Source organism: Fluviicoccus keumensis, assembly GCF_004217445.1.
GTDB classification, from domain to species: domain Bacteria; phylum Pseudomonadota; class Gammaproteobacteria; order Pseudomonadales; family Moraxellaceae; genus Fluviicoccus; species Fluviicoccus keumensis.
Genome location: NZ_SHKX01000012.1, coordinates 437,459 through 458,344 on the forward strand (window position 1 = coordinate 437,459; position 20,886 = coordinate 458,344).

The 20,886-nt window shown below is 57.5% G+C and carries 20 protein-coding genes and 2 tRNA genes; 2 read left to right on the top strand and 20 right to left on the bottom strand.

The annotated features are described in order from the left end of the window. Positions 1-34 precede the first annotated feature (34 nt). The 11 genes from EV700_RS10220 to EV700_RS10270 form a co-directional block, all read right to left on the bottom strand. Positions 35-119, bottom strand: a tRNA-Leu gene (locus tag EV700_RS10220). A 36-nt stretch (positions 120-155) separates the two neighbouring features. Continuing rightward, complete coding sequence (gene glpG / locus EV700_RS10225; RefSeq protein ID WP_130413369.1) at positions 156-1,019, bottom strand: rhomboid family intramembrane serine protease GlpG; 864 nt, start codon at positions 1,017-1,019, stop codon at positions 156-158. Next, positions 1,012-2,070, bottom strand: a complete 1,059-nt coding sequence (locus EV700_RS10230) for an aminopeptidase (protein WP_130413371.1) — start codon at positions 2,068-2,070, stop codon at positions 1,012-1,014. Before EV700_RS10230 ends, glpG begins: the two co-directional genes overlap by 8 nt. Before the next feature lie 182 nt (positions 2,071-2,252). Continuing rightward, positions 2,253-3,467 carry an alginate export family protein gene (locus EV700_RS10235; RefSeq protein ID WP_130413373.1) on the bottom strand — a complete coding sequence of 405 codons (1,215 nt, stop codon included), beginning with the start codon at positions 3,465-3,467 and terminating at the stop codon, positions 2,253-2,255. Between the two features lie 108 nt (positions 3,468-3,575). Continuing rightward, positions 3,576-4,367 (bottom strand): ABC transporter ATP-binding protein, encoded by a 792-nt coding sequence (locus EV700_RS10240; RefSeq protein ID WP_130413375.1) that lies wholly within the window; start codon positions 4,365-4,367, stop codon positions 3,576-3,578. Between the two features lie 14 nt (positions 4,368-4,381). Next, complete coding sequence (ntrB, locus tag EV700_RS10245) at positions 4,382-5,230, bottom strand: nitrate ABC transporter permease (protein ID WP_130413377.1); 849 nt, start codon at positions 5,228-5,230, stop codon at positions 4,382-4,384. Positions 5,231-5,253: 23 nt separating this feature from the next. Continuing rightward, entirely contained in the window at positions 5,254-6,531 is a 1,278-nt protein-coding gene (locus EV700_RS10250) for a CmpA/NrtA family ABC transporter substrate-binding protein (protein ID WP_130413379.1), read from the bottom strand. A gap of 557 nt (positions 6,532-7,088) precedes the next feature. After that, on the bottom strand, positions 7,089-7,664 hold the full coding sequence (locus EV700_RS10255; protein ID WP_130413381.1) for an ANTAR domain-containing response regulator: 576 nt from the start codon (positions 7,662-7,664) through the stop codon (positions 7,089-7,091). A gap of 117 nt (positions 7,665-7,781) precedes the next feature. Continuing rightward, a complete protein-coding gene (locus tag EV700_RS10260) occupies positions 7,782-9,116 on the bottom strand; it encodes a serine/threonine protein kinase (protein WP_130413383.1) in 1,335 nt (444 codons plus the stop codon). 39 nt (positions 9,117-9,155) lie between these two features. Beyond that, positions 9,156-10,673: a DUF3336 domain-containing protein gene (locus tag EV700_RS10265; protein ID WP_130413385.1), complete on the bottom strand. Its 1,518-nt coding sequence runs from the start codon at positions 10,671-10,673 to the stop codon at positions 9,156-9,158. A gap of 187 nt (positions 10,674-10,860) precedes the next feature. Beyond that, positions 10,861-11,514, bottom strand: a complete 654-nt coding sequence (locus EV700_RS10270) for a tetratricopeptide repeat protein (protein WP_165391420.1) — start codon at positions 11,512-11,514, stop codon at positions 10,861-10,863. Between the two features lie 81 nt (positions 11,515-11,595). Here EV700_RS10270 and EV700_RS10275 point away from each other — a divergent pair, with 81 nt between their 5' ends. Continuing rightward, positions 11,596-12,465: an ATP-binding protein gene (locus tag EV700_RS10275; RefSeq protein ID WP_130413389.1), complete on the top strand. Its 870-nt coding sequence runs from the start codon at positions 11,596-11,598 to the stop codon at positions 12,463-12,465. Here EV700_RS10275 and EV700_RS10280 read toward each other — a convergent pair. Next, on the bottom strand, positions 12,444-14,372 hold the full coding sequence (locus EV700_RS10280) for an O-linked N-acetylglucosamine transferase, SPINDLY family protein (protein ID WP_165391421.1): 1,929 nt from the start codon (positions 14,370-14,372) through the stop codon (positions 12,444-12,446). The two genes, EV700_RS10275 and EV700_RS10280, sit on opposite strands and share 22 nt — an antisense overlap. An 85-nt stretch (positions 14,373-14,457) precedes the next feature. Between EV700_RS10280 and EV700_RS10285 the strand changes: the two genes are divergently transcribed. Continuing rightward, positions 14,458-14,532 (top strand) — tRNA-Arg (locus EV700_RS10285). Between the two features lie 4 nt (positions 14,533-14,536). Here the strand turns inward: EV700_RS10285 and rpoS are convergent. The 8 genes from rpoS to kdsA are packed head-to-tail and all read right to left on the bottom strand — an operon-like array spanning position 14,537 to position 20,878. Continuing rightward, positions 14,537-15,442 (bottom strand): RNA polymerase sigma factor RpoS, encoded by a 906-nt coding sequence (rpoS, locus tag EV700_RS10290; protein ID WP_130413393.1) that lies wholly within the window; start codon positions 15,440-15,442, stop codon positions 14,537-14,539. Positions 15,443-15,485: 43 nt separating this feature from the next. Next, the gene (locus EV700_RS10295) at positions 15,486-16,391 is read right to left on the bottom strand and encodes a peptidoglycan DD-metalloendopeptidase family protein (protein ID WP_130413395.1); all 906 of its coding nucleotides are present in this window, start codon (positions 16,389-16,391) and stop codon (positions 15,486-15,488) included. A gap of 4 nt (positions 16,392-16,395) precedes the next feature. Then, a complete protein-coding gene (gene surE / locus EV700_RS10300; protein WP_130413397.1) occupies positions 16,396-17,169 on the bottom strand; it encodes a 5'/3'-nucleotidase SurE in 774 nt (257 codons plus the stop codon). A 3-nt stretch (positions 17,170-17,172) separates the two neighbouring features. After that, positions 17,173-17,661: a 2-C-methyl-D-erythritol 2,4-cyclodiphosphate synthase gene (gene ispF, locus EV700_RS10305; protein WP_130413399.1), complete on the bottom strand. Its 489-nt coding sequence runs from the start codon at positions 17,659-17,661 to the stop codon at positions 17,173-17,175. Further along, positions 17,658-18,344, bottom strand: a complete 687-nt coding sequence (ispD, locus tag EV700_RS10310; protein ID WP_207224635.1) for a 2-C-methyl-D-erythritol 4-phosphate cytidylyltransferase — start codon at positions 18,342-18,344, stop codon at positions 17,658-17,660. Before ispD ends, ispF begins: the two co-directional genes overlap by 4 nt. Continuing rightward, positions 18,341-18,670: a cell division protein FtsB gene (ftsB, locus tag EV700_RS10315; protein WP_130413401.1), complete on the bottom strand. Its 330-nt coding sequence runs from the start codon at positions 18,668-18,670 to the stop codon at positions 18,341-18,343. The genes ispD and ftsB overlap by 4 nt, the downstream gene beginning before the upstream one ends. Positions 18,671-18,721: 51 nt before the next feature. Continuing rightward, a complete protein-coding gene (eno, locus tag EV700_RS10320; protein ID WP_130413403.1) occupies positions 18,722-20,014 on the bottom strand; it encodes a phosphopyruvate hydratase in 1,293 nt (430 codons plus the stop codon). 18 nt (positions 20,015-20,032) lie between these two features. Further along, on the bottom strand, positions 20,033-20,878 hold the full coding sequence (gene kdsA / locus EV700_RS10325) for a 3-deoxy-8-phosphooctulonate synthase (protein ID WP_130413405.1): 846 nt from the start codon (positions 20,876-20,878) through the stop codon (positions 20,033-20,035). Positions 20,879-20,886 lie beyond the last annotated feature (8 nt).

Here is a 20,886-nt window from a genome sequence, read left to right on the forward strand (position 1 = left end):
CTTTCAACTATAACTTACTGTTTTTAATAAGGATTGGTGCGGGTGATAGGACTTGAACCTACACGGGTCTCCCCGCCAGAACCTAAATCTGGTGCGTCTACCAATTTCGCCACACCCGCAAAGCGGCGGTATCATACCAGAAAAAACCGCCTGAGCTACTCCGGCGGCCGTGATGTGCGGTGCAACAGGCCAAACAGTGCTCCCAATACCACGCCGGTCAGCAGCCCGCCGGTATGCGCCGAGTTGGCGATCTTGCCGAGCACATTGTCCAGAATGCCGCTGTAGCCCACCAGCAGCCAGCCCACCATGAAAATGACAATTTCGCGGCGCAGGCGAAAACCGATGCGCGGATTCACCAGCGGATAAATCCAGATATAACCCAGCAGACCGTAGACCACGCCGGACAGCCCGCCAAAGCCGGGGCCGGTTTCGTGAAACTGCCAGAAGTTGCCGACCAGCGCGGTGACCAGAAAAACCCCGAGCAACTGCATTCTCGATTGGGTTCTTTCCACCAGCCCGGCCAGATCCCACCACCAGATCAGGTTGAAAACCAGGTGGATCATTCCGAAATGCAGGAAAACAGGAGTCAGTAATCGCCACCATTGGCCGTTCATCTGGCGCCAGTCATCCGGGAATTGCAGCGCGTTGAAGACGGTTTCCGGCTCAGCCAGCAGGCCCAGCCAGACAACCAGGCAAATGAGGGTGATCGCCAGCGTCAGGATGCCTCCCCTCGCCCATAGTCCCCGCAAGATTCCAGCGGCCCCGGTCTGTTCGCGGTTAATCCCCCGGTCGATGACATTTCCCGTTTGCCAGGACGCCTGCCAGTACTTGTTATCCTCGGGGTTGTCCATGAACTCGTCCAGTTCGGTGCGGGCCCGTTCCACATCCTGCTCGTGTTTCAGGAAAACGGCGAAGCGGTCCGTTTCCACTTCGACATGGTTGGAAATACCGATGCTTTTGAGGTAGTCGCTAAACGCCAGCGCCACCCGATGTTCCGCAAAGGATGCAAGCTCAATCATGAATCAGTTCAACCTGAAAGTGGGAATAGCCGAGAATGGCGTGACGCTGCGACTGTGGCAGCTTGGCCAGCTCACGACACCGGTTAAAAAAGGCGGGAAGATCGTTGCCTGTCGAGGCCAGCAAGGCGTCCAGCGCGGGCACCAGGTCGTGGTAGACCGAAACACTGTTCATGCGGGCGTTGTTGACGCCGTCAAACCAGGTGTCATAGCCGTTGTAACCATGCCAGGACTCCTGCTTCAACCGTTGGTAAGCCTCTTTCAGCGTGTTGAAAATACGCTGCTTGCCGGCCCGCTTTTCATCAGGGCTCAGTGACGAGGCATACAGGCGTTGCAGTTCGCGTCGGTATTCCTGCACCAGCTCTGCAAAGCGATGCTGTCGCTCAAGCCGCAACAGGACGCTCTGCAGCTCGGTGGGTCGCCCCACCAGAAAGCGCCGCAGCGACTCATGGGCGACGACCTCGGCGAAGCTTTCATTGAAAACCGGGTCGCCCTTGGCATAAACCACCTGGTGCGCCAATTCGTGAAACACCAGCTCGGCCAGATCGGCTTCGTTTTTATCCAGCTGGCTGCTGAGGATCGAGTCGCGAAACCAACCCAGTGTTGAATACGCGGCCACCTTGCCAATGTGGGTGTCATAACCCTGTTGCCGGAGTCCGGCGGCGAAATTATCGGCCTGAGCTTCTTCAAAGTAGTTGCGGAAGCTCAGGCAACCGACAAACCAGTAGCACCAGCTTCGCGCCTGAAGCGAAAGTTCCGGGGTCGCCTGTACCGACCACATGGCGTAGCGCCGGTGGATGTCGACATAGGTATCAAACTGTCCTTTGGCGGGTAATCCCAACCCGGCGGCAAATTGCCGGATATTCTGCAGGGATTCCAGCTTGCGGACGGTGATTTCGGGGGTATCGGGATTACGCAGGACGTTGTCGATGGAATGACGATGGCTAAGCATCTGCCATTGCCCTTTGCCCAGATGCGCCATGTAGCCGACGGACTGGCATCCGCCCAGTGTCAGGCTGAACAACGTGACATACACCGAACGCCATAGGCCCATCGGAATGGATTCGCATCAAAATAATGCAGCCATTCTAACAGGTTGCGTCTATCGCCTGTGGAGCTTCGATATATCCGGAAGTGCTTTTTTCGGACAAAAAAGCCGTCTTGCGACGGCATTCCGTGAATCACAACGCTGATGATTTTTTGTTGTTATCTCTTGTTATCGTATCGATTCCGTCGTCAGAACTTGTAGGCGGCCTGCAGCCAGGTTTTCTTCAGGTCCGTGTTCTTGGCGGTTCCGGCCAGCACCAGCGCCGTATTGTCAGACTGGTAGTCGGCGTACTTCAGCAGCAGTGACAGGTTGCGGTTGACCGGCTTCATGACCGAGAAGTCCACTTCCTTGCCGAAATCGATACCGCCGCTGTTCGATTGGAAGCTGTGTGCCGCCAGAACAAAGTTAAGTCCCCAATATTTGGCCAGCAGTTTCAGGTTGGTGTCCTCCAGTCCCTTGGTCGGCGTAGTCAGGAAGCGGTCCGCCCAGCCGTTGAAGGCATGAAGGGTTGCCAAGGGCGTCTTGAAGCCTGGCTCCAGCACTTCGTACTGGGCCTTGACGGTGACCGGACCGAACTTGTAACCCAATTGCAGGTCGGAATAGTTGGCTTCCGGAGTCGCTGCGCCGTTCTTGTATGAGTCCTGCTTGGCGTAGGACACCTCATACAGCGCATCGCCCACCGAGCCTTCCACGCGGGCGCCGCTATGCTGGAAGGAGTTGGCCGGGCCGATGGCTCCGACGGTTTCTTCCTCTTCCACCGCGTAGTAGAAGCCCGAGGCCGTGATGCCCCAATTATCGAAGACCTTGCTGTAGCGGATATTGGCCAGCGGGGCGTTAACGTTACGCGACTGGCTCATCCCGGTAATCGGGTTAATCTTGTTGACGAAAGCCAGTGTAAAGGCGGTGGCGGGAATCAAGACCTTGTTGGTGTAGCTGAGGGCGTCAAACGTCTGATCATTCTGACGCCAGCCAACGTCGCCGATGAAGCGGGCGTTGTCGAAAATCAGCTTCTGGCGGCCCAGTTTCAGGCCATAGCCTTCCAGAAAAGCCTGATTGACCTGAGTAACGGCTACATCGGCAATGACGGGGAAGGTCTTGCGGACCGGATCGGCAGTCACGTTATCGTTGTAGTCATCCTGACCAAAATCACTGATGTTCTCAAACTCGACGAAGCCGGTGACTCCCTGATAGTCGCCGGTCTTGTAACCCAGAACGGTGCGCAATGTTTGCGCATTGGCGGTTTCGGTTTTGCCGGAATCTTCCACCCGTTCGGCGCGAAGACGCAGTTCAAGGGAGGTCTTGCCGCTGCTCAGGGCGGTCATGACATCATCCAGCCCGTCGGCCAGTACCAGTGAAGGGAAGGCCGAAGCCATCACAACGGACACAGCAAGCAACTTATTCATACAAACACCTCATATCAGCCTGTTCAAGGCAAACGTTACCCTTGCCAGCCCCGGCGGGGGCTGACTTCAGTCAATGCAATCGGAATTAGCCGTTAATAAACGGAGAGATCAGGCGGCAGGTCGCAAATGTTTGCGATAGAGGAAATCGAGAACGACCGAGCGGAGTTGGTGATATCGGGCGTCATTAGCCAGCGACATGCGCTCGCGGGGCTTGGGAAGGTCAACCTCCAGGATTTCGCCGACCGTCGCTGCCGGACCATTGGTCAGCATGACGATGCGATCCGAGAGCAGGACGGCTTCATCGACATCGTGTGTCACCATCACCACTGTCGCCTTGGTCGCGGCAACAATCTTCAGCAATTCGTCCTGAAGATGGGCACGGGTCAGCGCATCGAGCGCGCCGAAAGGTTCATCCAGCAACAGCACCTTGGGTTGCATGGCCAGCGCCCTGGCAATCCCGACCCGTTGCTTCATGCCCCCGGAAATTTCCTTCGGCAGCTTGTGGACGGCATGATCCAGTCCTACCATTTTCAGGGCGGACAGTGTCCGCTCCTTCAACTGAACTTTCTGCTCCTTGTCACCGAATACCCGCTCCACCGCCAGATAGACATTCTCAAAGCAGGTCAGCCACGGCAACAGCGAATGGTTCTGGAACACCACCGCCCGCTCCGGACCGGGCCCGGCGATTTCACGACCGTTGCAGATCAGGTAGCCCTCGCTGGGCATGGTCAGGCCGGCGATCAGGTTCAGCAGGGTCGACTTGCCGCAACCGGAATGACCGATCAGCGAGACAAACTCCCCTTCGCGGATGCTCAGGTTGATATCCTGGAGGGCCACGAACTCCCCTTTCTTGGTATTGAAGCGCATATCCACGTTTTCAATGCTCAGGAACTTGCTCATGATTTAACTCCTGATCAGTTGTCGTACGAGAAACGGTTGGCGATCCGGATCAGCATCTGTTCCAGCAGCAAACCGACAATGCCGACAACGAAGATGGCGATGATGATGTGCTGGACATTCAGGTTGTTCCATTCATCCCAGACCCAGAAACCGATGCCCACACCCCCGGTCAACATTTCCGCGGCCACGATGACCAGCCAGGCGGTGCCGATGGACAGACGGATACCGGTCAGCAGGTACGGCAGTGAAGCCGGAAACAGGATCTTGGTGAAAACCTTCCATTCGGACAACCGCAGCACCCGCGCTACATTCAGGTAGTCCTGCGGTACCTGAGAGACACCGGCGGCAGTATTGAGGATGATCGGCCAGATACTGGAGATGAAGATGACCCAGATGGACGCCGGATTGGCGGCCTGGAACACCAGCAGGCCGATCGGCAGCCACGCCAGCGGCGATACCGGTCGCAGCAAGGCAATCACCGGAGCGAACATGTCGCCCAGAAACTTGACCCGGCCGATCAGGAAACCGACCGGTATGCCGATCAATGCCGCCATCCCGAATCCCAGTCCCACCCGACCCAGGGATCGCAGGATATTCCAGCCGATACCCTGATCATTGGGGCCATTGTTGTAGAACGGATCTGAAAACAGCTCGACGGCGGAATTCCAGGTGGATAGCGGCCCGGGCAATTCATGGCGGAACTGCGCCACCATCGCCCACACCAGAATGAACAAGGCCAGACCCAGAATCGGCGGGAAGGCCCATTTCACGAAGGCCGCCGGTTTGATCATGATGGACGGCAGCGGCTTGCGGCGCGACATCGGCGGCTTTTTCACGACGGTTTCACTCAGAACGGCAGTCATATCACTTCCTCCGGTCAATGGGGTCAGGCCTTGATGGCGAAGCCGGCGGCGTATGCCTTCGGATTGCTGCCATCCCACACCTTGCCGTCAAACAGCTTGCTGCTGCGCATCGGGCTGGCGGGCACCGTCACGCCAACCTGCGCGGCGGCCTGCTTGTAGAGGTCGATCTGGTTGATACCCTTGGCGACGCCCAGATAATCCGGATCCGATTTCAGCAGACCCCAGCGGCGATGCTGTGTCAGGAACCACATACCGTCCGACAGGTACGGGAAGTTAACCTTGCCTTCATCAAAGAACTGCATCGGATGCTCATCCTTCCATTTGCGGCCAACCCCGTTGTCATAGTTACCCAGGAAGCGCTGTTCGATGACTTGTTCCGGCGCATTCACATAGGATTTGTCGGAAATCAGTTTGGCCACGGACGAACGGTTTTTCATGTCGTCGATGTAACGCGCCGCTTCCAGCACGGCCATCAGCATGGCGCGGGCGGTATTCGGGTTTTGCTGGACAAAGGCCCGGGTGCAACCCAGTACTTTTTCCGGATGGTCCGCCCAGATGTCCTGAGTGGTGGCGGTGGTGAAGCCGATGTTGTCGTAGATGGCCCGGGCGCCCCAGGGCTCACCGACACAGTAGCCGTCCATGTTGCCGACACGCATGTTGGCCACCATTTGAGGGGGCGGCACCACGATGGTCTTGACGTCCTGCATCGGGTGGATGCCGTAGGCCGCCAGCCAGTAATACAGCCACATGGCGTGGGTGCCGGTCGGGAAGGTCTGGGCGAAGGTGTACTCGCGCTTGTTGCTGTCGATCATCCGCTTCAGCGATTTGCCATCCACGACGCCCTGCTCACGCAACTGGTTCGACAAGGTAATGGCCTGTCCGTTCTGGTTCAGCGTCATCAACACTGCCATGTCGCGGGCGGGGCCGCCGATGCCCAGCTGTACACCGTAAACCAGACCATAAAGCACGTGGGCGGCATCGAGCTCGCCATTCAGCATCTTGTCGCGTACGCCCGCCCAGGAAGCCTCCTTGCTGGGAATGATCTTGATGCCGTACTTCTTGTCGAAACCCAGCACCGACGCCACGATAATCGGCGCACAGTCGGTCAATGGAATGAAACCGATTTTGACCTCGGTCTTTTCCGGTTTGTCGCTGCCAGCCGCCCAAGCGGTGGTGGATACACTCATGGAAGCCCCTCCCAGTAATCCGGCTCCGGCAGCCATCACGGATTTCTTCAGGAAATCACGGCGGGATTGTCCCTCGGCGGCGACCTCGGCCAGCGGATCAATTGTGTTGGTCATGTGGTCTTCAGGAATCTGCACCATGATAAATACCTCGTCAGTCACGGAAAAAAGGCAAAAAAAAGGCGTCCCTCGGCTGCTAACCTGAGGACGCCATTGTCCCAACCTATTGCAGATGCCCGAGGAAACGCGTTTAGGCATCGGAGCGAAAGCCAACTTTGGCCAAATAGTTGCTCTTGCCTTAGACAGTGCAACACCTGTGCCAACCAGGATTTTCCTTGAAATCACCGTGATTCCCGCTTTTGGTGCCTGTTTTGCGCTGTTATGGGGAAAGGCACTGTGATGGACGCCCCTAATTTCGGGTCTTGTGCCGATGTTTCAGCCGATGACGGTCGATTGCGGTTCAAATCGCTGTTTTATCCGCGCAGACAGAGGCCACAGAACGTGAATGGGAGCCATGTTTGTTCAAATATTGATCGCTTACGGGTTTGCCGCCCGGGCGCACCCCGATTCAGTGCATGCACGGTGCGAAGTGTGAGCAATCGGAGCCGTTGTGGTGCGGCGAGCGGCGGGCATAAAAAAACCGCCCGAAGGCGGTTGCGTGATGGTGCAAGCGTTCAGGCCAGTAATTCATTCATGGCCAATAATTTCTGGGCGACATCAATAATGCGGATATTGCGGTCCATCGCCATTTTGCGCATGGCGTGGTAAGCCTCACCTTCATTCATCTCCCGCAATTGCATCAGGATGCCCTTGGCGCGTTCCACAGTCTTGCGTTCGCTCAGTTTCATTTCGGCTTCGCGGATCTGCGACAACAGCGCCTGATCCTGCTCAAAACGGGCTTGCGCTACCTCCAGCACCGCGCCAAGCCTGTGCTGGTCAATGTCTTCCACCACATAAGCCGAGACGCCGGCCTTGATGGCGGCCTTGATGGCGGCGGGCTGTTTGTCTTCGCTGACCATCACGATGGGCCGGGGTTCGTCTTGGGTGACGACACAGATTTGCTCCAGCACATCACGGCTGGGAGACTCGGTATCAATGATCACGACATCGGCTTTCAGGTCGGAAACGCGGCGGGGGATCATCAGGGCGGACGTAACTTCTTCCACCACTTCGCAACCGGCCAGCACCAACGCCGTCCGTAAACGGCCGACTTGCTTGGGGGTATCGTTGACTAAAAGGACTCGTAGCATCGCCCTGCTCTCCTGGGTTATGCAGCCATCCAAGCAAGTGGCGTGCCAACCTCAGGAGATACAGTTCAAATCATGGACAGACAGCATGACGCGGTTCAAAACAGCCGTTTTCCAGGCTCAGGTGATCACGGACTCTTCCGCAGGAACCTTCTTGCCCTTGTTCCGGAGCAGCATCTTCTTGCCGGCGGGTTCAAGTTCATCGTAAACATGCAACGTCACGGTTGCCTGTTCCAGCAGCATGCCGAACGGGCTGTCGTAAGGCTGGTCATCGGTCAGCACCTCCCAGATCCGGGCATGAATCCAGGGGTGGGCCTGAATGGAGACATGCAGCTCGGCGGCCTTCTTGCCGCGGCTTTCCATCCAGTCCTTCAGCTTGCGATGCATGCGTTCGCGCTTTTCCTTGAACTCATCATAGTCATCGCACGAAAAAGCTAGGTGATAGGTATATTTGCGGAAGAAAAAGTTCCCTCCCATATCCTCGGAAACCTTGAAGAAAGGCTCGTACGGCTTTTTCTCGGCTTCGGTGGGAGGCGCGAGCGATTCCAGGGCGGATGGAACGCCCAGAGTCAGGGTTAACCCGGCGGCCGCGCGATCAATCGGCTTTTGGGCCGGAGTGGCCGCCGGAGCGGCCGCCACCGGACGCTGGGCGGCCGGCTTGAGGACATTGTCGATGGCGCGCATGACGTCATCCCCGTTCTGGAAACGGTTCTTGACGTCCTTGGCCAACAATTTGTCGATCAGGGGCTGGTAACGCGACAGGTCGCCTTGCAGCGGCGGCACCGGCTCCTGGCAATGCTTGATGGCCAGCGAAATGGAGTCGCTGGCGCTGAACGGCGGCTTGCCGGTCAGCATTTCGTAAAGCATGATTCCGAGACTGTAGAGGTCTGCGCGTCCATCCACTTTCAAACCGCGCGCCTGCTCAGGGCTCATGTATTTGGGCGTGCCGACCGTGGAACCGATCTGGGTCAGATTGCTTTCCGCCTGCATATCGCGGGCAATGCCGAAGTCGGTCAGGATCGCGTCGTCGTTATGGGCGCGGAACAGGACATTATCAGGTTTGATGTCGCGGTGAACCACGCCCTTGGAGTGGGCCATGCCCAAGGCATCCGCCAGCTGCTTGGTAATGCGCAGGGCTTCATAGGGAGTCAGGCCGCCGCTGGAGATACGGGAGCTGAGGTCGCCCCCGGTATGGTACTCCATGGCCAGATAATGATAGTTGTTGTGCGAACCCACATCGTAAACCGTCACAATGTGCGGATGCGACAGCGCGGCCACCATGCGGGCCTCGCTGTTGAAACGCTCGGGAAACCCCGTCTCGGCGGCCAGGTGCGGCGCCATGACCTTGAGGGCGACCTCGCGTCCAAAGGAAACCTGCACGGCCAGATAGACTGTCGCCATCCCGCCTTTGCCCAGTTCCCGAACGATCTTGTAACCCGGTAATTCGATACTCATGATTCCCGACTAAACCCTGATGATGTTTTCTTGAAAGTGTTAGCCCAGTTGAGCCTTGTGCCGGCGCCGCGTGTTCAGGTGAATCACCTTCGCCGGGCGCAGCTCTTCTTGTTGTTGCAATTGCTGGGAAATCTTGTTGAGGCAGCGATCCAGCGTCTGCCCTACTTTTGCATGCGTCTGGATCATGGCGATCTTGGGCCAGGTGACCCGCTCGGCCTGGGTGCGGAACCAGACCAGTGTCTTTTTGTCCAGATTTTGAAGCATATAGGAATAATGGCGCGGCGTGTATCGGGCGATGATCGTGACATCGCCGTAATACCGCTGACCGATTATCCCGTAACCATGATCAAGCAATTGGCGCAGCACTTCAATGCCGGTGCGTTCGCGCATGAAGTCCAGCATGCCCATGCCCAGCATCTGTACCTGGGCGCGAGCCACCTTTTTCGGCCATGAGCGCAAGCGTCCCTTTTCCAGGCGTTCGCGGTCGGACTGCATGAATGGGACAATATGCGGATTGACCTGGCTGGCGATGAAGAAGTTGACGTTGAACAGGCGCGCCAGACGCTGCCGCGGCAAATCGGTGCGGACGGAGCCATCCACCCATTGTTTCAGCGGCATATAGGGCTGGTAATCGCCCTGATCGGTCTTGGTGGTCAGCGTCACCGGCGGGAAAAGGATCGGCACCGCGCAGGACGCCAGGGCGGCGCTCCACATCAGGAGATACGGTGATGTCAGTTCGTTCATCAGCCGCGCCTTGTTGTGATGCGCATGCACCGGAGATACCGTGACGTTGATGTGACGGCCGGTCCGGGCGAAGCCTTCCTCGAAGGTATATTCGCCAATATTGTTGCGCAGGAAACGCTCCAGTTGCCGCTGGTCCGCGAAGCCCTGACCCAGCAAGCCGTCACGCAGGCGCTTGAAGGTCCAGGCGTGCAGGTACAATCCGTCGCCGTCGTAGAAACTTTCCAGTTCACTGTCGGTATGCGTGCCGATGATTGAGGCTACGATGGAACCGGCGCTGGAACCGGAAATCACCTTTGGCAACAGTCCCTGCTCGTGCAGCGCCTTGCAGACGCCAATATGCCAAAGCCCCAGCGTTGCGCCGCCGGAAAGCATCAGCGATGGCTGGCCATAGCTGTGGTAGGTATCTTCGAAGAAGCGCCTCTTGTTTTCCAGACTGAGGAAATCGAGCTCGGTATCGCAGATGTGTTCCAGTGACAGGCAAACCTGATCGATGTAGTCCTCGATAAGGCGCTTGGTGCCGACATGGGCGTAGGAATACAGCAAGGGATTGCCGATATTGCCGAGATCATGGTGCAGGCCTTCCCGCAGCGAGCGCATCAGCTGGCGGTTATCCTGCTGGCGCATGTTGCGGCGCAGGTTCATCAGGCGGTCGCGGATAAGTTCGTGATTGTAGTGTTCGGAAGCATTGTCGAGCTTCCAGAGGTCGAGGCCGGTCAACGCATCCAGCTCAAGCCCGATTTCCTTCCATTCGGCATAGGAGCCGGCCTGGTCGAGCGCCTGACGAAGCAGGCTGATCTTGTTCTTGAGCAACATGGGCGGTCTCTCCCGAGAGGCAGGTTAAGAACAGCCGGCCGGTTCCGAGAGTGATCAAATACTTCGGGATCGATCCATTACTGCCGGACAGACCACCCGAAAATACATGATTTCATCCCTGCAAGACAGGGGCTTGGGACGAAAGAGGTCTTTTAATCGACCGGAAGAATCAAAAAATGATCATTGATCAATGAGAAGCTTCCCAATCCGCCAAGGCCTTGCGGGCGGCTTGCAGGCTTTCCGGACTCATATTCAATTCAAGGACATCCCTCGCCTGCGCGGCCTCGGGGATATGATCCGCCGAGAGGCTGAAATACATCCAGGCCTTGATATCATCGCGGGGTATGCCCTTTTCACCCAGATATATCAGTCCAAGCTGGTACTGGGCCGTATCATTGCCAAGCGCAGCCGCCCGCAAATAATAGGTGACGGCGGATTTCTTGTGGTTCAGGTCGACACTGTAATGCTGCCCCAGAGCCACCAAGGCATCTTCATTACCCTGGGCCGCCGCTTTTTCATACCAGATCACGGCGATTTCGATATCCTGCGGTACGCCCTCCCCCGCATCATACAATTCAGCCAACTGAACCTGCGCTTCGGCAAATCCTTTCTCGGCGGCTTGTCGATACCAGTTTACCGCGGTGGCCGGTTGGGCCATGCCTTCATCCAGAATCCTGCCCATCAAGGTCATGGAGGCGGCATCCCCCGAGCGCGCGGCAGGCTCAATCATGGCTTTGGCCTTGGCAAAATCGTGATTTTCGAAGGCCAGCATGGCGTCATCGAACCCGGCTGACCAGGCAAGCGCGGGAATGGCAAGAATAATGCTTAAGGCAAGACGCAAGGAGGTTTTCATACAATCCGGTTGAAAACGTAACGATTTGTGTATTATAGCGCCCACATCCTTCTTTCGGATATCTAAATCATGAATTTACCGGCTGATTTCATCGAGGAATTGCGTCAACTCGTCGCCCAGTCTCGCCATGTCCTTCCGCCTGTCTTGCCTGCGCCGGATTGGCAAAACGGCAAGGCTTTCCGGTGGCGCCTGGCGGGTAAATCCGGCTTTCTGGAAACCGTGCGCGATCTCAGTCCCGTGCGCTTGAACGACCTTTGCGCCATTGACCGCCAGAAGGAAGAGATCCGTCGCAATACCCTGCAGTTTGTGAAGGGCTTGCCAGCGAACAACGTGCTGCTGACCGGTAGTCGCGGCACCGGCAAATCATCCCTGATCAAGGCGCTGCTGAACGAGTTTGCTGCGGAGGGCCTGCGCGTTATCGAAGTGGACCGCGATTTATTGAACGATTTGCCTGACATTATCGCGTTGGTCGCCCATCGCCCTGAACGTTTCATTATTTATTGCGATGATCTGTCATTCACCGCCGATGATGCCAGTTATCGTGCCTTGAAAACCACGCTGGACGGGGGTTTGCATGCCGGTAGCGATAACGTCCTGATCTACGCGACCAGCAACCGGCGGCACCTGCTGCCGGAGTATATGAGTGACAATCTTCAGACATCGGTCGGTGATGATGGCGAACTGCATCCCGGTGAAGCGGTGGAAGACAAGATTTCGCTCTCTGACCGTTTCGGAATGTGGTTGTCTTTTTATGCCATGACACAGGATGCCTATCTGGATATTGTCGGCCACTGGCTGTCGACGTATGGCTTGCCACTGGACGAAAGCGCCCGCATGGCGGCCTTGCAGTGGGCGCAAGGTCGCGGTAACCGGTCAGGCCGAAGCGCCGCGCAATTTGCCCGGGACTGGGCGGGTCGTCACGGGGTGGCGGGTTCCTGATCCGGCAACGGCCGCACGGCGAAGCCTTGTGGCATTTCGCCCGCCAGGCTTCGCTGCATCATGGTTTCATAGGCCGACTCCAGGTGACGGCAGAAGCGCCGGGTATCAAACAAACGGCAGGAAAGCCGTTGTGCTTGCCAGCGGGTGCGCAATTCAGCCAGTCGGTCCGGTGATGCGGCCAATTCCAGAGCCCTGGTTTCATATTCCTGCAAGTCACGGCAGATCAGTTCCGGCAACCCGGCCGCATGCAACAGGCTGGAGGCCACCCTCCCGGCAAATGTACTTCCCGGGCAGGTCAGTACGGGTAGGCCGCCCCATAAGGCGTCGCAGGCGGTGGTATGCGCATTAACCGGCAAGGTATCCAGAAAAAGATCAGCCAGCGCCAGTCTCGCGAGATGCTCCGCTGACGGCATTACGTCGGCAAATACCAGTCGCCCGGAGTCCACGCCCATTCGCCGGGCTTCTGCCTGCAGGTTTCGCGTTGCCGCGGCATTGCAGGTCATCAGCCAAAGTACGCTTCCCTGAACCTGAAGCAGCAGGCGCATCCAGAGTGCAAACATGCCGGGTGTCAGCTTGCCGCTGTTGTTGAAGCAACAAAAGACAAATCCCTGCTCGGGAAGACCCATTTCCTGACGCGTATACCGGCGGGCTGATACCTCCCGCTGATCATCCGTGGCCAGGTACGAATCCGGCAGGGTGACCACTTTCTCCGTGTAGGCATCCTGTTCATCAGGAGGAATAACCACGGCATCCGCAACAATGTAGTCCAGATAAGGCAGTGCCGTTGTCCCCGGGTAACCCATGTAGTTGACTTGGACGGGAGCCGGTCGATAAGCCAGGATGCCGGGTCGGGCGTGGGTGGTGTGTCCTTTCAGATCGACAGCGATATCAATATTCAGCCCTGCAATCAAATCGGCTACGGCAGCATCCGTCAGCAATCGGACATCCAAAAAGTGATCAAAGCCCTCTTTTATACGCTGACGAATATCGCCGGTATCCGGCCCATAGGAAATGGCGAAAATTTCAAAACGACGGCGATCATGTTTTTCAAACATGCCCGCCATCAGGTAGCTCGTGGCATGGTCATGAAAATCCGCGGAAAGGTAAGCGACCCGGATTCGCTGATTCAGGTGATGAGGCCTTCGTACAGCGGGTATCGGGGTTTGTGGAAAACGCCGGGCAGTAATTTCAGCGTTCCGACGTTCATGCGCCGCCCCTGATGAAGCAGCCAGATAAGCAAAGGGGGTAATCAGCGGATTGCCGGTTTCAACAGCAGCACGCAACAAACGGATATCTTCGTCGAAGCGTCCCCAGTCACAACAGAACTGACGGGTATAGAACAATTTACCCAAGGCGTAGGGGTAAGCAGGTTCATGACGGACCAGTTGGTCAAAACACTCAGCGGCCTCTTCATGCCGCCATAGCAGGATATATAGAGTGCCCAGATTATGCAGGGCATCGATGAATCCGGGACGCAGCGCAACCGCCTGCCGGAAACTGGCGACGGCGGCTTCCGTCCGGTCGAGAGCAATTTCGCTTAAACCTTGGTTGAAGCAGATATCCGCACGGTCCGCATCGGATTGCAAAGCCCTGGCATAATCGGCCAGTGCCGCCTCATGGCGGCCCAGTTTGGCCAGCGATAGCGCATGATTATTGAGGGTATCGGCATCATCAGGTTGATAGCGCAGCAGATTGGCGAAGCATTCCCGTGCCTCATCAAACCTGTTCAGGCTGGCCAAGGCCATACCGTAACCGTGCAGGGCATCCGGGTTGTCCGGTAATGCCAGCAGGACAGCTTTGTAATCGGAAACCGCCTGTGCGGCATGACCTGTCAGATAGTGAGAGCGAGCATTGGCGAGAAAGGCCAAGGCGAGGCGACGACGGCGTTCGGGATCAATCAGCAGCAAAACCGCAACTCCGGGTAGGGATAACGTCGGCGTAAAACGAGAGGACAAACGGGAAACGGGTTGCTAGAATCTGCAACCCGCGCTTCTCCCCGTAGTTAAATGGATATAACGGCCCCCTCCTAAGGGGCAGTTACAGGTTCGATTCCTGTCGGGGAGGCCATGTGTCAGTGCAGTGTTTCATCGTTGAACAGCGTATCCGCGTTCAATCCTTCCCGCATCAGAATTTCGCGCAAACGCCGCAGGGCATCCACCTGAATCTGCCTGACGCGCTCCCGGGTCAGCCCGATTTCTTCGCCCACCCGCTCCAGCGTGGCCGCCTCATAGCCCGCCAGGCCGAAACGCCGCATCAGGACTTCGCGTTGCCGCTCGGGTAACTGCTCCAGCCAGTGTTCCAGATTGTGGTTCAGGTCATCGGTCTGGATGGTGTCGGCGGGATCGGCGGTATGGGGATCGGCCAACGTATCGAGCAGGCTCTTTTCCGTGTCGCCCGCCAGCGGACTGTCGATGGAGGTGACGCGCTCGGTTAGCCCCAGCATATGTTCAACCACTTCCAGCGGCTTTTCCAGCAAGGTGGCGATTTCCTCAGCGCTGGGCTCATGGTCCAGTTTCTGACTGAGTTCGCGGGCGGCCCGCAGATACCAGTTCAATTCCTTGACGACATGTACCGGCAGGCGGACGGTGCGTGTCTGACTCATCAGCGCGCGCTCGATCGTCTGACGGATCCACCAGGTGGCGTAGGTCGAGAAGCGAAAGCCGCGTTCAGGATCAAACTTTTCAACAGCATGAATCAGGCCCAGGTTGCCTTCCTCGATCAGATCCAGAAAGGAAAGTCCGCGATTCACATATCGTCGGGCGATCTTCACTACCAGCCGGAGATTGCTCTCGATCATGCGTTTGCGGGCAGCTTCATCCCCTTGGCGGGCCAGTCGTGAGAAGTAGACTTCTTCCTCAGCCGAGAGTAACGGCGAGGCGCCGATATCGTGGAGATAAATCTGGGTGTTATCCGTACTGCCCGGCACGGCGACCTTACGGATTTTTGGAGCGGATGCGGGTATTTTTGAAGTTGTCATGGCACTGCCTCCCCTTTCTGGATAAAGGGTCGGCAGGCTGGTTTCAGTTGATGGCGGGTAATTGCGTCAATGGATCAATCGGCTTGCCCTTGTAGCGAATCTCGAAGTGCAGCTTGTCACGCTCTGCACCGGAAGATCCCAATTCGGCAATCGTTTGCCCCAGTTTTACGCGTTGCCCTTCCGTGGCAATCAGACGGTCATTGTGCGCGTAGGCGGAAATGTAATCTTCGCTGTGTCTGACGATGATCAGCTTGCCATAGCCCACAAGACCTTCGCCGGCATAGACAACCACACCCTCAGCGGCTGCCCGGACCGGGTCTCCCCGATTGCCCGATATATCAAGTCCCTTGCTGCCAACACCTTCATTGCTAAACCGCTGGAGCAGCGCGCCACTGGCGGGCCACCCCCATTTGAGTGAACCACTTTTCGGCAGGGGTTGCACCGGGGAACTGACAGACGGTGATGTTTTGGCGATTGCGGCGGCAGGTTTGGCGACAGCGCCGGTTGCCGGTTTTGCAGCCGCGGCGGCTACGCTTGACGCAGCGCTTTTGGGCGGCTTTTTGGCTGTCGCCGGTTTGGCGGCTGCAACCACGGGGGGGGTAACCGGGGGTTTCACAACCGTCTTGGCAGGCTCTTCCGGTTTGCCCTCTTCTTCCAATCGCAGCGCCTGATCGGCATAAATGGTGTATTTGTCATCCAGGCTATTGATCCGCGCCAGCTCCTTGTAATCCTTGTCGAAATGCATCGCGATGGCCCACAGGGTATCGCCTGATTTGACGCGGTACAGCGGGTAACTCAGCGCCGGAAGAGGTTCCTTGGGCTTGGCCTCCGCGGTTGCGCCGGGCTGGGCTTCCGGCTTTTGATGCAGGCTGGTGCAAGCCGGCAAACAGGCCATCACAGCCAGGGTCAGCGCGACAGATAATCCGCTTCGCAGACGGGGATATTGCATGGTTTCATTTTCCTTGTTGACGGTCGAGCCACTCTGTCAGCGCCGGAAGTGCGTCGTGGCTGGTCAGATCAGTTTGTAACGGCGTCAGGCTGACATAGCCCTGGTCGATGGCATGAAAATCGGTGCCGGGTTCATTTCTGTTGGGGTTTCCGGCCAGCCCGATCCAGTAGGCCTTTCGTCCCCTCGGGTCTTCGACCGTACTCACGGAAAAGCCGCGCTCGCGCTTGCCCAGCCGGGTCAGGCGGAAGCCGCGTATTTCATCCTGCGGCAAATCGGGAACATTCATGTTAATGATGTTATGCACCGGCAGTTGCAGCTCCTTCCAGTGCTGAACCAACTCGCAAACCATGTTGGCAGCCGTATTGTAGTGCTCGATCTCGGTATATTGCTTCACCGACGCGCCGCAGAGCGATACCGCCAGGGAAGGTTTGCCCAGAAACCGGCCTTCCAGGGCAGCGCCGACCGTGCCGGAATACAGGACGTCATCACCCAGGTTGGCGCCGCTGTTGATGCCGGAAATAACCATGTCCGGCTCTTGATCGAAGAAACCGTTAACCGCCAGATACACGCAGTCCGCCGGAGTGCCGTTAACAGACCAGAAACCGTTGGAAAGACGCAATGGCCGCAACGGCCGGTCCAGCGTGAGTGCGCTGGAAAAACCGCTGCGCTCACTTTCCGGTGCGACAACCGTTACTTCGGCAATATTCTTCAAGGCTTGGGCCAAGGCCGCCAGGCCAGGCGCCAAGACGCCATCATCATTACTCAAAAGGATTCGCATGATTTACCTGACAGGAAACAGCATGACAACCGCATGAGCTTCAATACCTTCTTTTCGTCCTACAAAACCCAACTTCTCGGTCGTCGTGGCTTTGATACTGACACAGTCCGCAGCGATGCCCAAGTCGGCGGCAATCCGTTGCTGCATCTCCATAATATGAGGCGACAGCTTGGGTCGCTCGGCCAGCACCGTCAGGTCACAATTACCGACGGTATAGCCGTGTGAACGGACCAACTCCATGACTTTACGCAACAGGCCGCGGCTGTCGGCCTGACGGTATGCATTATCCGTATCCGGGAAATGCTTGCCGATATCGCCCAGCGCCAGTGCGCCCAGCAGGGCATCGCAAAGAGCGTGCAGGGCAACATCGCCATCAGAATGTGCAATGAGACCATGATCATGCGGAATGCGGACACCGCCCAAGGTGACATGATCGCCGTCGCCAAAGCGGTGGACATCGATGCCGTGTCCGATACGGGGGAAGGTGTTCATGGCTTCAGGCCCAGAAAATGTTCAACCAGTGCAAGGTCTTCAGGATAGGTAATCTTGATGTTTTGCGGACTGCCCCTGACCAGGCGCGGACGCAGACCGGACAGCTCGATCGCGGAGGATTCGTCCGTGACCGCCAGGTTCTTGGCGGCCGCCGACTCCAGCGCCTGCCGCAGCAGGCCGTAACGAAACAGCTGGGGGGTTTGCGCCTGCCAGATATGCTCACGGGGAACCGTCCGGCTGACATGACGACCATCATCCCCTGCTTCCTTCAAGGTGTCTCGGACCGGCAAAGCCAGCAGACCGCCGACAGCATCCAGGGTCGCTTCTGCAATCAGACGCCTGATATCGCCGATCGGGACACAGGGTCTGGCGACATCATGCACCAGCACCCAGTCGTCTGCGGAGCAAGATATCGCCTGTAATCCGGCCAGCACCGAATCGGCGCGTTCGACTCCGCCGGCGGTAAAACGGACTTTATCGGGGTGGCGTAAATCCAGTCGCGGCGCTTGCGTGTCTTCGGGATGAATGGCAACCGTGATATCGCGGATTTCCGGCAATTCGGAAAGCAGGTCAAGCGTCCATTGCATGACGGTCTTATCCCCAAGCAATACGTACTGCTTGGGAGTTTCTCCGCCAAAGCGCTTTCCTGCTCCGGCGGCCGGGACAACCGCGTGAATCTTCAACGTGTCTCGCTCTCAACCACCGGCGCTGCCGGAGCTTGCGGGCGGGTGACGCGGACAAAGGTTTCGCCGTTCTTGATCATGCCCAGATCCAGTCGGGCATGTTCCTCAACCGCTTCCATCCCCTGCTTCAGGTCACGAACTTCCGCATCCAGGATGCGGTTGCGCTCTGCCAGCTGGCGGTTTTCGTTCTGATGTTCCTTGATTTGTTCGGCAAGTTCGTTGTTGTCAAAGATCCCGCCTTCCCCCATCCACAGGATGGATTGCAGCCAGGTGATCGCCAACAGCGCCAGCAGGAAAACCATACGCCCAAACATGGAATTCAGCATGACAACACCCCGCGGCTTCCGTTTCACAGGAAAACGGAAGCCGGTTTACGGTTAACGGAAAGTACGGAACTCCGCACGACCGCGGTAGGCAGCCACATAGTCCAGTTCCTGCTCGATACGCAGCAATTGGTTGTACTTGGCCATGCGATCGGAGCGGCACAGGGAACCTGTCTTGATCTGACCGGCCGAGGTCGCCACGGCCAGATCGGCGATCGTGGAGTCTTCGGTTTCGCCGGAACGGTGCGAAATCACGGTGGCGTAGCCGTTCTGCTTGGCCAGGTAGATGGCATCCAGGGTTTCGGTCAGGGTGCCAATCTGGTTGTACTTGATCAGGATGGCGTTGGCGACACCCTCGTTGATGCCGCGTTGCAGAATGGCCGGATTGGTCACGAACAGATCGTCACCGACCAGCTGGATCTTGTCGCCGATCTTGTCGGTCAGCAACTTCCAGCCTGCCCAGTCGGATTCATCCAGGCCGTCTTCAATCGAGATGATCGGATATTGACGGGTCAGGCCTGCCAGGTAATCGGCGAAGCCCTCGGAATCAAAGGACTTGCCCTCGCCTTCCAGATGGTATTTGCCGTTCTTGTAGAACTCGCTGGCGGCGCAATCCAGCGCCAGGTGCACGTTGTCACCGGCCTTGTAGCCAGTCTTCTCGATGGCTTCCATGATGACCTGCAGCGCTTCTTCGTTGCTGCGCAGATTTGGAGCGAAGCCGCCCTCATCACCCACGGAAGTGCTGAGGCCCTTGGCCTTCAACACGCTCTTCAGGGCGTGGAAAATTTCTGCGCCGCAACGCAGGGCTTCAGTGAAGGACGTGAAACCGACCGGCTCAACCATGAACTCCTGGATATCAACGGTATTGTCGGCATGCTCGCCGCCATTGAGGATGTTCATCATCGGCACCGGCATCGTATAGCTGGTCGCGCCGCGAAGGGCGGCGATGTATTCATACAGCGGCACGCGCTTGTCGATGGCGGCGGCGCGGGCGCAGGCGAGCGATACAGCCAGCATGGCATTGGCGCCAAGCTTGGACTTGTTTTCGGTATTGTCGAGCGCGATCATCGCGTGATCAATGTCCGCCTGATCGTACACGGAGCGACCGGTCAGCAGGTCGCAGATATCGCGATTGACATTGCCGACGGCGGTCAGCACGCCCTTACCCACGTAACGCTTCGGATCCTTGTCGCGTAGCTCCAGGGCTTCACGAGAACCGGTGGATGCGCCACTGGGAGCGCAGCCGCGACCGATAACGCCGGACTCAAGGATGACGTCGGCTTCGATCGTGGGATTGCCGCGGGAATCCAGGATTTCACGGGCGCGGATATCGATAATCTGGGACATGTCCAGGGCTCCTAAGGATTAATGGGTATCAATGGCGGGAAATTGCTTGACCAGGTCATCAATGGCCTTGACCTGGCTGAGGAATGCTTCAAGTTGCGACAGGCGCAAGGCGCAAGGACCATCGCATTTGGCTTGTTCAGGGTCGGGATGGGCCTCCAGGAACAAACCTGCCAGACCGACCGCCATACCGGCACGAGCCAGTTCCGTTACCTGGGCGCGACGACCACCGGCGGCATTGGGCAGGCCACCGGGCATTTGCAGCGAATGTGTGACATCAAAGAACACGGGATGGCCGGTCTGCTTCATGACGCCAAAGCCCAGCATGTCCACCACCAGATTGTTATAACCGAAACTGGAACCGCGCTCGCACAGCACGATCTTGTCGTTACCAGCTTCGTTGCACTTGGTGATGATGTGCTTCATTTCCTGCGGCGCCAGGAATTGGGCTTTCTTGATGTTGATGATGGCGCCGGTTTTGGCCATGGCGACGACCAGATCGGTTTGCCGCGACAGGAAGGCGGGCAACTGGATAATGTCGCAGACCTCCGCAACCGGCTGGGCTTGATGCGGTTCATGGACATCGGTAATCAACGGAACGCCGAACTGCTTTTTGATCTCTTCAAAAATCCGGAGGCCTTCTTCCAGACCCGGACCGCGATATGAGGTGATCGATGAGCGGTTGGCCTTGTCGAAAGAAGCCTTGAAGACATAGGGAATGCCCAGTTTGCGCGTCACTTCGACATAGTGCTCGCAAACGCGCATGGCCATGTCTCGCGACTCCAGCACGTTCATGCCGCCGAACAGCACAAACGGGCGGGAATTGCCCATGGTGATGGAACCCAGACTCAGCAAGCGTTCATTCATGGCGCCAC

Coding starts and splice junctions, on each gene's coding strand:
- EV700_RS10230 (WP_130413371.1), bottom strand. CDS start 2,070: ATGGGCCTATGGCGTTCGGTGTATGTCACGTTGTTCAGCCTGACACTG.
- surE (WP_130413397.1), bottom strand. CDS start 17,169: ATGCGAATCCTTTTGAGTAATGATGATGGCGTCTTGGCGCCTGGCCTG.
- glpG (WP_130413369.1), bottom strand. CDS start 1,019: ATGATTGAGCTTGCATCCTTTGCGGAACATCGGGTGGCGCTGGCGTTT.
- EV700_RS10295 (WP_130413395.1), bottom strand. CDS start 16,391: ATGCAATATCCCCGTCTGCGAAGCGGATTATCTGTCGCGCTGACCCTG.
- ispF (WP_130413399.1), bottom strand. CDS start 17,661: ATGAACACCTTCCCCCGTATCGGACACGGCATCGATGTCCACCGCTTT.
- rpoS (WP_130413393.1), bottom strand. CDS start 15,442: ATGACAACTTCAAAAATACCCGCATCCGCTCCAAAAATCCGTAAGGTC.
- EV700_RS10240 (WP_130413375.1), bottom strand. CDS start 4,367: ATGAGCAAGTTCCTGAGCATTGAAAACGTGGATATGCGCTTCAATACC.
- EV700_RS10265 (WP_130413385.1), bottom strand. CDS start 10,673: ATGTTGCTCAAGAACAAGATCAGCCTGCTTCGTCAGGCGCTCGACCAG.
- eno (WP_130413403.1), bottom strand. CDS start 20,014: ATGTCCCAGATTATCGATATCCGCGCCCGTGAAATCCTGGATTCCCGC.
- ntrB (WP_130413377.1), bottom strand. CDS start 5,230: ATGACTGCCGTTCTGAGTGAAACCGTCGTGAAAAAGCCGCCGATGTCG.
- EV700_RS10235 (WP_130413373.1), bottom strand. CDS start 3,467: ATGAATAAGTTGCTTGCTGTGTCCGTTGTGATGGCTTCGGCCTTCCCT.
- ftsB (WP_130413401.1), bottom strand. CDS start 18,670: ATGCTGAATTCCATGTTTGGGCGTATGGTTTTCCTGCTGGCGCTGTTG.
- EV700_RS10255 (WP_130413381.1), bottom strand. CDS start 7,664: ATGCTACGAGTCCTTTTAGTCAACGATACCCCCAAGCAAGTCGGCCGT.
- EV700_RS10250 (WP_130413379.1), bottom strand. CDS start 6,531: ATGACCAACACAATTGATCCGCTGGCCGAGGTCGCCGCCGAGGGACAA.
- EV700_RS10260 (WP_130413383.1), bottom strand. CDS start 9,116: ATGAGTATCGAATTACCGGGTTACAAGATCGTTCGGGAACTGGGCAAA.
- EV700_RS10275 (WP_130413389.1), top strand. CDS start 11,596: ATGAATTTACCGGCTGATTTCATCGAGGAATTGCGTCAACTCGTCGCC.
- kdsA (WP_130413405.1), bottom strand. CDS start 20,878: ATGAATGAACGCTTGCTGAGTCTGGGTTCCATCACCATGGGCAATTCC.